9 protein-coding genes and 1 pseudogene are annotated in these 12,822 nt (G+C 68.4%); 4 read left to right on the top strand and 6 right to left on the bottom strand.

From position 1 onward, the window contains the following. Positions 1-3: 3 nt before the first annotated feature. Positions 4-858, bottom strand: a complete 855-nt coding sequence (locus K3M35_RS11870; RefSeq protein WP_006553659.1) for an NUDIX hydrolase — start codon at positions 856-858, stop codon at positions 4-6. 137 nt (positions 859-995) lie between these two features. Between K3M35_RS11870 and K3M35_RS11875 the strand changes: the two genes are divergently transcribed. From K3M35_RS11875 to K3M35_RS11885, 3 genes are read left to right on the top strand one after another with little or no spacing between them, the layout of a single operon-like run. Continuing rightward, positions 996-2,348: a hypothetical protein gene (locus K3M35_RS11875; protein WP_006553660.1), complete on the top strand. Its 1,353-nt coding sequence runs from the start codon at positions 996-998 to the stop codon at positions 2,346-2,348. Then, complete coding sequence (locus K3M35_RS11880; RefSeq protein WP_220666451.1) at positions 2,345-3,307, top strand: transporter substrate-binding domain-containing protein; 963 nt, start codon at positions 2,345-2,347, stop codon at positions 3,305-3,307. The genes K3M35_RS11875 and K3M35_RS11880 overlap by 4 nt, the downstream gene beginning before the upstream one ends. Positions 3,308-3,312: 5 nt before the next feature. Next, entirely contained in the window at positions 3,313-5,613 is a 2,301-nt protein-coding gene (locus tag K3M35_RS11885; protein WP_198387757.1) for a serine/threonine-protein kinase, read from the top strand. A gap of 7 nt (positions 5,614-5,620) precedes the next feature. Here the strand turns inward: K3M35_RS11885 and K3M35_RS11890 are convergent, their stop codons facing one another. From K3M35_RS11890 to K3M35_RS11910, 5 genes and pseudogenes are all read right to left on the bottom strand, one after another. After that, complete coding sequence (locus K3M35_RS11890) at positions 5,621-6,835, bottom strand: acetate/propionate family kinase (RefSeq protein ID WP_006553664.1); 1,215 nt, start codon at positions 6,833-6,835, stop codon at positions 5,621-5,623. Then, on the bottom strand, positions 6,832-8,916 hold the full coding sequence (gene pta, locus K3M35_RS11895) for a phosphate acetyltransferase (protein ID WP_094981023.1): 2,085 nt from the start codon (positions 8,914-8,916) through the stop codon (positions 6,832-6,834). The genes K3M35_RS11890 and pta overlap by 4 nt, the downstream gene beginning before the upstream one ends. Positions 8,917-9,099: 183 nt before the next feature. After that, entirely contained in the window at positions 9,100-10,113 is a 1,014-nt protein-coding gene (fgd, locus tag K3M35_RS11900; RefSeq protein WP_220666452.1) for a glucose-6-phosphate dehydrogenase (coenzyme-F420), read from the bottom strand. Between the two features lie 125 nt (positions 10,114-10,238). Further along, a complete protein-coding gene (locus K3M35_RS11905) occupies positions 10,239-11,099 on the bottom strand; it encodes a DUF559 domain-containing protein (protein ID WP_217579530.1) in 861 nt (286 codons plus the stop codon). 155 nt (positions 11,100-11,254) lie between these two features. Then, positions 11,255-11,695 (bottom strand): annotated as a pseudogene (locus K3M35_RS11910) (LLM class flavin-dependent oxidoreductase); the annotation flags it as partial. 318 nt (positions 11,696-12,013) lie between these two features. Here K3M35_RS11910 and K3M35_RS11915 point away from each other — a divergent pair. Next, on the top strand, positions 12,014-12,787 hold the full coding sequence (locus tag K3M35_RS11915; RefSeq protein WP_006552923.1) for a sulfite exporter TauE/SafE family protein: 774 nt from the start codon (positions 12,014-12,016) through the stop codon (positions 12,785-12,787). Positions 12,788-12,822 lie beyond the last annotated feature (35 nt).

A 12,822-nucleotide genomic window follows, 5' to 3' on the forward strand; every position in this document is an offset into this window, starting at 1 on the left:
GCGTTACAGCCAGCCCAGCACGGCCGAGGGCGACATCGCGATCGTGCCCCTGGGCAACCGCGCGCGCAGGCCGCGATCCGCGGTGACCACGACCGTCACCCCGGGGTCGACCACGGCCGTCGTGGTGGAGGCCAGCCGGGTCAGTTCGTCGTCGCCGCTGCCGTCCGCGCTGTGCACCGGGATCCGGACGTCGTCGATCGTCGCGTCGCGGGCATGCCCTTCGAGGACCGCTTCGACGCGGGGGACCCAGCCGAACGTCCCGTCGGGAATTTCGACGGTGCGGGGCAGGACCGCGGCGAGGTCGGCGAGCAGGGCGCTCGTCGCGCCGGGGCGGTCGCGCCACCATCCGGTGGGGCCGCTCGCTCCGAGCACGTTCGCGGTGTCGAGCAGCATGCGTACCGGTGAGGTGCGCAGCGACGGCCACGCCTCGGCGAAGCCGCTGTGCAGCGGCATCGCCTCGACCTCCGGTTCGGGCACCCAGCGCAGTTCGGTGCTCTCCTGGTTGAGACTGGTCACGAGAGTTTCGGTGGCGTCGGCGACGACGGTGGTGTAGGTCCATCCGCCCGCGAGACCGGAGGTGACGCGTTCGGCGCGTACCGTCACGGCCGCGAGATCGATGCCGGCCTCCTCGTGGGCCTCCCGCACGGCGGCGTCGACGGTGCTCTCGTGCGAGTCGCGCGCTCCACCGGGAAGTGCCCACGTCCCGCCCTGGTGCGACCATGCCGCCCGATGCTGCAAGAGAACCGCGGGGCGACCGTCCGCGAGCGGAGCGCGCAGCAGCAGACCTGCGGCGCCGTGCCGTCCCCAGCGCTTCTCGCCGTCCGGTCCGACCGCCCAGCCGTCACCGTCTCCACGCATTGCGTCCGCCTCTCCGACCCGCCCTCGCCCGGACCTGTGCCCGGTACCGGATCCCCGCCGTCCGTGGACGGCAACAATACCGCCGGGCTGCTTATATGCTCCCCTCAGACCGCTCGACACGAGGAAGGGAGTGCCCGGTGGACGTACGGATCACCCCTCCCTTCGCTCCTGTCGAGAGCCACATCCGCGACGACGCCGATACGGACACTCCGGACGTCCGGTTCGACGACGCTCGTGCCCTGCTCCGGTCCACGCCGGTCCGGTTGGTGGTCCTCGGGGTGGTGCTCACCGTGCTGCTCGTCGCCTCGGCAGCGGTCTCCGCAACGATGGTGTCCGGCAGGCAGGCCACCCACGATCGTCTCCTCGCGTCCATCGAGCCGCTCGCCAGCGCGGCCCAGAATCTCTACAGCGCGCTGTCGGTGGCCGACGCCGCCGCCGTGACGGGCTTCATCTCGGGCGGACTCGAACCGGAGGCGGTGCGCAGTCGCTACATCCGGGCGACCAACGAGGCCGCGGAATATCTCGTCATCGCGGCGACCGGCCTGACCGATGCCGACCGCGAGACCGCGCACAACCTGACGGAGATCGGGCGGCTGCTGCCCGTCTACACGGGTCTCATCGAGACGGCTCGCACCAACAACCGCACCGGGCATCCGGTCGGCGCCGCATATCTCGGCGAGGCCTCGCACCTGATGCAGACCGAACTGCTCCCCGCCGCGCAGGAACTGCACACGCGCGGCGTCGCCGCGGTCGAGGACACCCAGCGCGACGCGGTGCGACCGCCCTGGCTCGCGATCGGATTGCTCCTCGTCACGGTCGCTGCCCTGTGCGTGGCGCACGCCGTCGTGAGCCGCCGCAGTCGTCGCACCCTCAATCCCGGAATCCTCGTCGCGATCGGCGCGACCGGCGCGCTGCTGTGCTGGTTGCTCGTCGCGGGCCTGGCCTCGTCGAGTGCCACCGAACGCGCCATCGAGCGCGGTGCGGCACCGCTCGCCGATCTCACCGAGGGCCGGATCCTCGCCCAGCAGTCGCGTACCGCCGAGACCCTGCTGATCGCCCGGCGCGACACGACCGGCGCGTACGACGACACCTTCGAGACCAACATGGCGCGGCTCGGCGACATCCTCGACGAGTACGGTCGCGATTCCGCCCTCGAGGCGGGCGCCGAGGCAGTGGAGACCGCCCGGTCGGCGCACGACGCATGGATCAACTCGCATGCACGCATGGTCGACGCCCTCGTCCGCGGCGACTACGCAGCGGCCTCGGTCCTCGCGGTCGGTGCAGGTCCCGGCGAGTCCACCGCCCGGTTCGTCGCTCTCGATGCGGCCCTGACGGAAGGAATCGACGACACCCGCACCGAACTGCGCGACAACGAGTTCCGCGCCTCCCGCACCCTCGCCGGCCTCGCACCGATGTCGGTGGTGCTGCTGACGGTGGCGCTGGTCGGCGTGTGGGTCGGTCTCCGGCCCCGGTTGAAGGAGTACCAGTGAGAGAGCGCGTTCTCGTCGCGGGCCTGTGCGTCGTCGCCGCACTCGCCGGCGGGTGCGCGACCGACCCCCCACCGCGCGCCCCCGGCCTCCAAGGGACGACGACCTCTCTCCCGCTTCCCGAGAACGCGCGGATGCTCGAGTCGTCGGTGGCCACACCGCCCGCCCCCGACTGCGGCGATCCCACCGCCTCGCTTCCCCCGGATCCGAACGCCACCGGACCTGCGATCGATCGGATCCGCACGCGCGGCCGGCTGATCGTCGGCCTCGACACCGGCAGCAACCTCATGAGCTACCGCGACACCGCGACCGGGCGCATCACCGGTTTCGACGTCGACATCGCACGTGAGCTCGCCCGCGACCTCCTGGGCAATCCCGACCTCGTCGACTACCGCATCCTGTCGTCGGCCGAGCGCGAGAAGGCGCTGCAGGACTCCACCGTCGACATCGTCGCGAAGACCATGAGCATCACGTGCGCCCGACGCGAGAAGGTCGACTTCTCCACCGAGTACTTCCGAGCCCAGCAGCGCGTGCTCGTCGTCCGGGGATCCGGCATCCGCTCCGCCGCCGATCTCGCCGGCCGGCGCGTGTGCATCGTCGAGGGCACCACCTCGCTGCTCCGGATGCGAGAAGTGCAGCCGTCGGCGTCGATCCTCACCGTGCCGTCGTGGGCCGACTGCCTCGTCGTCCTCCAGCAACAGCAGGTCGACGCCGTGAGCACCGACGACACGATCCTCGCCGGACTCGCCTCACAGGACCCCTATCTCGAACTCGTCGGCCCCTCCCTGGGATCGGAGCCGTACGGAATCGGAATCCGGCTGGGCAGCGACGAGCTCGTACGCTTCGTCAACGCCACCCTCGAACGGATCCGCTCCGACGGGACGTGGACGGCGCTGTACGAGAAGTACCTGCGGGTGCTCGGTCCCACTCCGTCACCCCCGACACCGAACTACCGGAAGTGACGGCCATGTCCGACGAACCCGAACCGGCCGATACCCCGTCGGCCGATTCCGGCCCCGCCACCGAACGCGGCCCCGGCCCCGTCCCCGCCACGCGGCCCGACTCCACCCAGCGCTCGTCGATCTGGTCCGGCTCGTCCTCCCAGCGTTCGTCCTCCCAACGTTCGTCGAACCGCCGCATCCGGCCGCGCGGAACCCAGCGTCGCCGCATCGCCGGCCTCGTCGACGTGCCGGTCCCCACCACGAAGGATCCGGTCGACGCCGTCCTCCGCGATCCTCACGTCTCCGAAGGCAAGAGGTTCTGCGCGAAGTGCGGACAACCGGTGGGACGCAGCACCCCGTCGGGGCCGGGTCCCACAGAAGGTGATTGCCCCCAGTGCGGAACACATTTCCAGTTCACTCCGGCCCTGCACCGCGGGGACCTCGTCGCCGGGCAGTACGAGGTGCAGGGTTGTCTCGCCCACGGCGGACTGGGATGGATCTACCTCGCGATCGACCGCAACGTGAGCGACCGCTGGGTAGTGCTGAAGGGCCTGCTGCAGAGTGGCGACGCCGAGGCCCAGGCGGTCGCGGTGGCCGAACGCCAGTTCCTGGCCGAGGTCAGCCATCCGAGCATCGTGCAGATCTACAACTTCGTCGAGCACCCCTCACCCGACGGCACCCCGATGGGATACATCGTCATGGAGTACCTGGGTGGTCACACCCTGCGTACCGTGCTCGACAACTATCCCCCACCGAACCGCATCCCCGTCGAGCAGGCCATCGCATACATGCTCGAAGTGCTACCGGCACTGCAGTATCTGCACGACATCGGACTGGTCTACAACGACCTCAAGCCCGAGAACATCATGGTCACCGACGAGCAGATCGAACTCATCGACCTCGGCGCCGTCTCCGCGATCGAGGGATACGGCTATCTGTACGGGACGCCGGGATACCAAGCACCCGAGATCGTCCGGACCGGGCCGACGGTCGCGAGCGACATCTACACGGTCGGACGCACACTCGCGGTGCTCACCCTCGACATGCCCTCGGACAAAGGCCGTTACCGCGACGGTCTGCCCACCCCCGAGCAGGCTCCCCTGCTCGACGAGTTCGACTCCTTCCACCGCCTGCTCCTGCGGGCCACGAACCCCGATCCGCAGCAGCGCTTCTCGTCCGCCGACGAATTGCACGGACAGCTCACCGGTGTGCTGCGCGAGATCCTGTCGAAGAAACTCGGCACCGAACACCCCGGACTGTCCCGGCTGTTCAGCCCGCCCCGCACGACCTTCGGCACCGACGAGGCACTCGTCCCCACCGACGTGTACGCCGACGGGATCGAGCGCGACCCCAAACTGCGGGGCCAGGATGTCGCGGCGGCACTGCCCGTCCCCCTGCTCGACCCCAACGATCCGAGTGCCGCGCTCCTCGCCGCCGCGGTGCACAGCGAACCGCAGCAGACCCTCGACTCGCTCCGGCACGCGCGCGAGAACGGGGTCGGGCGGGTCGTCGGAGCATCCGACGTGTCGTTCTCCAAGGAGATCACCCTCGCCGAGGTCCGCGCCCATCTCGATCTCGGGCAGGTCGACAGCGCGGTGGAGATCCTCACCCGCCTCGAGCGCGAGTTCGGCGACGACTGGCGCATGGACTGGTACGCCGGCATCGCCGAACTGCTGCAGGACGACTACGAGGCAGCGTTCACCCGGTTCGACAAGGTGCTGCACGCGCTTCCGGGTGAGATCGCCCCGAAGATCGCACTCGGGGCCACCGCCGAACTGACGCTGCAGCATTGGGAGAGCGACGACCCCGACGCGTGGCGACGCTTCTGCGAGCAGTCCTACCGGGTCGTGTGGCGCACCGATCACGCCGTCGTCAGCGCGGCCTTCGGGTTGGCACGCCACCTCACCGCCCGCGACGAGATCCGCGCCGCCGTGGACGTGCTCGACGAGGTCCCCACGACCTCCCGGCACCACAGTGCCGCGACCATGACCGCCGCGCTGATCCTGTTACGAGGCGGTCGCGTCGAGGAGATCTCCGAGGCGGATCTGCGCGAGGCCGCGCACCGGATCGCGTCGCTGCCTCCCGACGAGGGTCGCGCCCTGCAGATGCGCGCACTGGTCCTCGGGACAGCGCTCGAATGGGTGCGCAGTGGACGGGCATCGAGTCGCGAGTACGACCGCATCCTCGACGTACCGTTCACCGAGAAGGGACTCCGCCTGGGCACCGAGGCGGCGCTGCGGCAATTGGCGCGCAACGCCCCTTCCCGCACACACCGCTACACCCTCGTCGACCTCGCGAACGCGATCCGGCCGCGCAGTTTGACCTGATCAGAAGTCAGCGCCGGGCGAACTGCACGGCCGCGCGGGCGATGGCGAGTTCCTCGTTCGTGGGGATCACGAGCACCTCCACCTGCGACGAGTCGGCCGAGATCCGGCGTTCCCCGTCGTCGTCGGCAGTGTTGCGCGCATCGTCGACGACGATGCCGAGCCGGTCGAGGCCGGAGAGGCTGTCGCGCCGGACGTCGACGTTGTTCTCCCCCACCCCACCGGTGAACACGATCGCGTCGACGCCGCCGAGCTCGAAGGTGTAGGCGCCCACGTACTTCCGGATGCGATGCACGTAGACTTCGTACGCGAGTCGCGCGTCCTCGTCGCCCTCGCCGACGAGCTTCAGCAGAGCCCGGAAGTCGTTGACACCCGACAGCCCCTTCAGGCCCGAATGCCGGTTGAGCAGGTCGTCGATGGCGTCGACCTTCAACCCGGCCGCCCGGTTGAGGTGCATGACGACACCCGGATCGATGTCGCCGCTGCGCGTGCCCATGACGAGACCCTCGAGCGGGGTCAGTCCCATCGAGGTGTCGATCGGGCTCCCACCTGCGACCGCCGACGCCGACGCACCGTTACCCAGATGGAGCACAACCAGATTCAGGTCCGCGATGTCGCGTCCGAGGAACTCCGCGGCACGCCCCGACACGTATTCGTGTGAAGTACCGTGGAATCCGTACCGCCGGATGTCGTGCTTGTGGGCGATGTCGCGGTCGATCGCATAGGTCGCCGCGTGCGGCGGAAGACCGTGGAAGAAGGCGGTGTCGAAGACACCCACATGGGGGATGTCGGGCAGTTCCTCCCGCGCGACCTCCATTCCCACGACGTTCGCCGGATTGTGGAGGGGCGCAAGGATCGACAATTCGTCGACGGCGCGGACCACGTCGTCGTCGATCAGGGTCGGTTCGTAGAAGACCTTGCCGCCGTGCACGAGTCGGTGTCCGACGGCGACGATGCCCACCTCGTGCAGCGGACGGCCCAGCCCTTCGAGCATCTCCAGTACCGCACGCAGTCCGGTCCGGTGGTCGGCGATAGCGTCGTTGCGTTCGTCCGCCCCCGCCGTGTGGTGGAAGACGATCCGGCCCTCCGGTTCCCCGATCCGCTCGATCAGTCCGTGCGCCAGCGACTTTCCGCTCTCCGGTTCGATCAGCTGGAACTTGATCGACGACGATCCGGAGTTGAGGACCAGGACGGTGCCTGCGGTGACCGGGTTCGGGCTGCTCACGCGTCTTCCTCCTGCGCCTGGATCGCGGTGATGGCGATGGTGTTGACGATGTCCTGGATCAGGGCGCCCCGCGAGAGGTCGTTGACCGGCTTGTTCAGGCCTTGCAGGACGGGTCCGACGGCGACGGCACCGGCGCTGCGCTGCACGGCCTTGTAGGTGTTGTTGCCGGTGTTCAGGTCCGGGAAGATGAACACCGTGGCGCGTCCGGCGACGTCGGAGCCGGGCAGCTTCGCGCTCGCGACCGTCGGTTCGATCGCCGCGTCGTACTGGATCGGACCTTCCACCAGCAGGTCGGGTCGCCGCTCCCGCACCAACGTCGTGGCCGAGCGGACCTTGTCGACGTCGGCACCCGAACCGGATTCGCCGGTGGAGTACGACAGCATCGCGACCCTCGGGTCGATGCCGAACCGGGCGGCGGTCGCGGCGGACGAAATCGCGATGTCGGCGAGCTGGTCGGCGGTCGGGTCGGGGACGACGGCGCAGTCGCCGTACGCGAGGACACGGTCGGCGAGGCACATCAGGAAGATGCTCGACACCGTGGAGACGCCCGGTTCGGTCTTGATGATCTCGAGGGCGGGGCGGATCGTGTGGGCGGTGGTGTGGGCCGCGCCCGAAACCATGCCGTCGGCCAGTCCCAGGTGCACCATCATCGTGCCGAAATATGAGATGTCGCGCATGATCTCGCGCGCACGTTCGACGGTCATGCCCTTGTGGGCACGCAGCCGCGCGTACTCCTCCGCGAACCGGTCGGCGTGCTCGGAAGTGCGCGGGTCGAGGATCTGCGCCTGCGACAGGTCCACCCCGAGTTCCGACGCCCGCTGGCGGACGGCTGCCTCGTCGCCGAGGATCGTCAGCTTCGCGATGCCACGCTGGAGCACGCGTCCGGCGGCTCGAAGGATGCGGTCGTCCTCGCCCTCGGGCAACACGATGTGCCGCTGCTGGGCCCGCGCGCGGTCGATGAGCTGGTATTCGAACATCTGCGGGGTGGTCACGGACGGTCGCGGCAGTCGCAACCGGTCGAGCAGAGAACGGGAATCGACGTGTCGTTCCATGAGCGCGAGTGCCGTGTCGATCTTGCGCTGTGCGCCGAGGGCCATGCGGCCTCGGGTGCGGTCGGCAGCCGAGGCGGTGTCGAAGGTGCCGAGTTCGGTGGTGAGTATCGGCAGCGACGGCTTCAAGGCCGTGACGAGCTGCGCGATCATCGGGTGCGGCAGCAGGCCCCCGTTCATGATGATGCCGGCGAGCGTCGGGAATCCTTCGGCGGCATTGGCATTGACCAGCGCGAGGATGACGTCGGAGCGGTCGGCGGGAGCGATTACGACGACGCCGTCGGTGAGCCGCTCGAGAATCCGTTCGGCGGTCATGCCACCGACCATGATCCGCAGCGCTTCCCGCTGCAGCAGGTCGGGGTCACCGCTGTAGAGCTCGCCTCCGATCGCGGTCTGCAGCTCGGCCATCGTCGGCGCGACCAGTGCGGGCACCTCCGGGAGCGTCCACACCGGTTCGGTGCGGTCGCCGAGAGCCCGGGCGATCTCGTCGAGTGCATGGGGGTCGCAGCGGTTCACCACCACCGCACCGAGATGCGCGTGCTGTCCCGCGAGCTCGTTCGCACACACACCGGCGAGCTGGGCGATCTCCGAGGGCGTGCGGCGGGAACCGCGCAGGACGAGCAGTACCGGGGCGTCGAGGTTCGCCGCGATGCGGGCGTTGTACGACAGTTCGCTGGGGTTGGCGATCTCGGTGTAGTCGCTGCCGACGATGACGACGGCGTCGCAGCGGTCCGCCACCGCGTGGTACTTGCCGACGATGTCGCTGAGCGCGGCGTCCGGGTCGTCGTGGACGTCGTCGTAGGTGACGCCGATGCAGTCCTCGTAGGCGAGGTCGACGGTGGTGTGTTCGAGCAACAGTTCGAGGATGTAGTCGATGTCGCTGTCGGAGCGCGCGATGGGACGGAAGACACCGACGCGGGCGGTGGACGCGCACAGCGTCTGCAGCACGCCCAGGGCGACCGTCGACTTCCCGGTGTCCCCTTCCGGAGCTGCGATGTAGATGCTCGAGACGGACCCTGCAGCAGCACTCATGGATTCCACCCTAACTGCAAACTTTGCTCCGTCCCGCGTACCCGCGCACACGCCCGGCCGGAGGTGTCCGGCCGGGCATGGGAGTCGCGGGATGTCAGGAATGGGTCTGCAGCACGCGCGGGGTGTCGGGCTGCTCGGTGCCGCTCCTACTCAGCGGAGAAGCGGCACCTTGCGGGTCGGACGTCAGGTGAGTGCGCGCAGGCGCGGGGCGAGGTCGCGCTCGAACAACTCCAGGAACCGCTTCTGATCATGACCCGGCGCATGGAACACCAGATGATTCAACCCCGCATCGACATACGCCCTGACCTGCTCGACCGCCTCGTCCGGATCCGACGCCACGATCCACCGCTTGGCGACCTGCTCGATCGGCAACGCATCCGCCGCCGCCTCCATCTCCATCGGATCATCGATCGAATGCTTCTGCTCCGACGTGAGCGACAACGGTGCCCAGAAGCGGGTGTTCTCCAACGCCTTGTCCGGATCGGTGTCGTACGAGATCTTGATCTCGATCATCTTGTCGATCCCCGCGACATCCCGCTCCGCCTTCTCCGCCCCCTCGGTGACGGCCGGCAACAGCTTGTCGGTGTAGAGTTCCATGCCCTTGCCGGAGGTGCAGATGAACCCGTCCCCCGCGCGTCCGGCATAGCGGGCCACGACCGGGCCGCCGGCGGCGACGTAGACCGGGATGCCGCCTTCGGGCACGTCGTAGATCGACGCCCCCTTGGTGGTGTAGTACTCGCCCTCGAAATCGACCCGGTCTCCGCGCCACAGCTCACGCATCAACCGCACCGATTCGCGCAGCCGGGCGAAGCGTTCCTTGAACTCCGGCCACTGGCCGGCGTAGCCGGTGGCGATCTCGTTGAGTGCTTCGCCGGTGCCGACCCCGAGGAAGATCCGTCCCGGATACAGACACCCCATCGTCGCGAAGGCCTGCGCGATCACCGCCGGGTTGTACCGGAACGTCGGCGTGAGCACACTCGTGCCCAGCTGCAACCTTTCGGTGCGCTCCCCCACGGCGGTCATCCACGCCAACGAGAACGGCGCATGCCCACCGTTGTGCCGCCACGGCTGGAAATGATCCGACACCGTCGCCGAATCCATCCCGTGCGCCTCGGCCAACACACCCAACTCCACCAGCTCGCGCGGCCCGAACTGCTCCGCCGACGCCTTGTATCCCAACTTCAAACCCTGAGCCACAGATTCCTCCGACCGTTCGCGTTCCGATGTCCCCGAGTATGCCCACCGGACGCTCGTCGTCGGTCGAGACCGACGTTGTGTTCGAAATTCACCGAAAAATCGCACACAACACCGGTCTCGACAGGTCACCCGAGGGCACCGGCGCGGTGCAACGCGCGTCGCACCCTTTCGACGAGGACTTGAGGTCGCCGATACAGCAGGTCGGCGCCGACACGCACCACGGTCCAACCGAGCTCCGACAGCAACGTATAGCGGTCGATGTCGATGGTCCGCTGTACTCGATCGGTCCAGTGCTGCGCACCGTCGTACTCGACGAGGACCCTCCACTGCTTCCAGCCCATGTCCGCGCGTGCCACGAACCGCCCACCGTCGTAGATCTCGATCTGCGTCTCCGGCACGGGCAGACCGGATCGGACGATCAGCAGCCGCGTGTGCGTCTCCGGTGGTGACGCGGCACCTCCGTCGACGAGTTCGAGAACCTTCCGTACGGACGCGAGGTGCCGAGCGCCCTTGTTCCGAGCGGCCACCGCTTCGATCTCGTGGACCTTCGTTCCGGTCGCATTGCAGAGCGCGTCCACCATTTCGACGCACCGATCGAGGTCCGCACCGCGCGCGAGGTCGAAGGCCGTTCGGGCCGGTATCGTCACCGTCATTCCGTCGACGACGCAGGATTCGATGTCGTCGACGCTGCGAACGATGATGCCCGGCGTCGAGTGCAGTTTTCCGGGTCGCACCATCTCCGCCGGCAACGACGCGTCGAGCCAACGGGTCCCGTGCACGGCGGCTGCGGACGGTCCGGCCAGTACCCCTCTACCTCCCGCCCACAGCCAGGCTGCCTTCGCGCGTAGAAGTGCGGTCGCTTCGACTCCCGGAGCAACGTACACATTGCGATGCAGCTTCACGAAGTGGTGCCGGAGTCGGTACCGCGTCACCGATCCGGCCGCCAGCGCATCGGTGCCGGCGAACGGTTCGTGGAAGTCGACCATGAGCGCGAGCGTGCCCGGTCTCCGGTCCCTCCGGTACCCCGAATCCGCCGTCTGTGGAGAACTTTCGACGTTATCCCCAGGCGCCCCGAAACGAGACCGGTGTTGTTGTCGATTTCTCGCGATTTATCGACAACAACACCGGTCTCGACGAACGATCACGCGGCGCGGACCCGCGCCAATCCCCATTCGCGGGCCAGCAGTTCGTAGGAACGCAGACGGTCCTCGTGGCCGTGGGTGACCGAGGTGACGACGAGTTCGTCGGCGTCCGTTACTCGGCGGAGGGTGTCGAGACGCTCCGCCACCGAGCTCGGCGCCCCCACGAACTGGGTGACGATGCGGTCGTCGACGAGGGCTCGCTCCTCGTCGGTCAGCGGCGGGGTGGTCTCCGGGTCCGGGTACGGGATCGCGCCGTGGCCCGAGCGGATGCTGTGCGTCCAATGCCCGTAGGTCGACGCCAACTCGCGTGCGGTGGCGTCGTCGTCGGCGACCACCGCGTCGGCCGAGACCACCAAGTAGGGCTTCCTCAGGATCGGCGACGGACGGAACGCCGACCGGTACGCCTCGACCGCTTCGACTGTCGTGCCCGGGTGGACGTGCTCACGGCGACGTCCTGGGGGCGGGAGCCATCGGAATGGGCCTTTCGGGAATGCGGGGGTGTGGGAAAGCGGGGGTGCAGACGTGGGTCCCGGCGGTAGCACCCGCACCCGCGTACGGGGGGTTGCTGCGACGTCGTAGAGCCAGGTCTCTCGGTCGCTCTGGATGGTCGCGGCTAAAGCTACGGAGTGCGGCACGCCGCGGAAAGGTTTCTCTCACTGTGACGGAAATCCGTTCCTCGTCGAGACCGATGTCGATGTCGACGCGGTGCCCCGGCATCGACGACAAGGCCGGTTTCGGTACGCCGTAGACTCGCCTCGGTGACCCCGCTCGAACTCTTCCTCGTCGCATTGGCCGGGCTCGGCGCCGGAGCGATCAACTCCCTCGTCGGATCCGGCACTCTCATCACCTTCCCGACGCTCGTCGCGTTCGGTGTGCCCCCGGTGACCGCGACGATGTCCAACGCGATCGGCCTGGTCGCTGGAGGTGTGTCAGGCACCTGGGGGTATCGGCGCGAGCTGCGCGGGCAATGGGAGCGGCTGCGATGGCAGATCCCGGCGTCGTTCTGCGGGGCACTGGTAGGAGCGTGGCTCCTGCTCCACCTGCCTGAGACCGTCTTCGAGACGGTCGTACCCATCCTGCTCCTCCTGGCCCTTACCCTCGTCGTGTTCCAGCCGAAGATCCAGGCGTGGGTGGCCCGCAGAACCGGCGGCGACGCCGACGGCCACCTCGGACCGGTGCGGATGACACTGCTCGTCGTCGGCACTTTCGCCGTCGGCATCTACGGCGGCTATTTCACGGCGGCGCAGGGCATTCTGCTCATGGGTTTGTTCGGAGCGTTGCTGCACGACCACATCCAGCGACAGAACGCGGTGAAGAATCTGCTGTCGCTGGTGGTGAACGTCGTGGCAGCGTGCGCGTACATCCTGGTGGCGTTCGACCGGATCGACTGGACCGTGGCCGCACTGATCGCGGTGGGTTCTTTGATCGGTGGCTATCTCGGCTCGCACTACGGCCGACGCCTGTCGCCGGTCGCGCTGCGGGCGGTGATCGTCGTGGTGGGGCTGATCGGTCTTTACCGACTGCTCGCCTGACGCACCACTTTCCGGAATTCACCTCTGCCGGGGTT

This window comes from Rhodococcus sp. DMU2021 (assembly GCF_019641445.1).
Lineage (GTDB): Bacteria > Actinomycetota > Actinomycetes > Mycobacteriales > Mycobacteriaceae > Rhodococcus > Rhodococcus pyridinivorans.

Coding starts and splice junctions, on each gene's coding strand:
- K3M35_RS11870 (WP_006553659.1), bottom strand. CDS start 858: ATGCGTGGAGACGGTGACGGCTGGGCGGTCGGACCGGACGGCGAGAAG.
- K3M35_RS11885 (WP_198387757.1), top strand. CDS start 3,313: ATGTCCGACGAACCCGAACCGGCCGATACCCCGTCGGCCGATTCCGGC.
- K3M35_RS11905 (WP_217579530.1), bottom strand. CDS start 11,099: ATGGTCGACTTCCACGAACCGTTCGCCGGCACCGATGCGCTGGCGGCC.
- pta (WP_094981023.1), bottom strand. CDS start 8,916: ATGAGTGCTGCTGCAGGGTCCGTCTCGAGCATCTACATCGCAGCTCCG.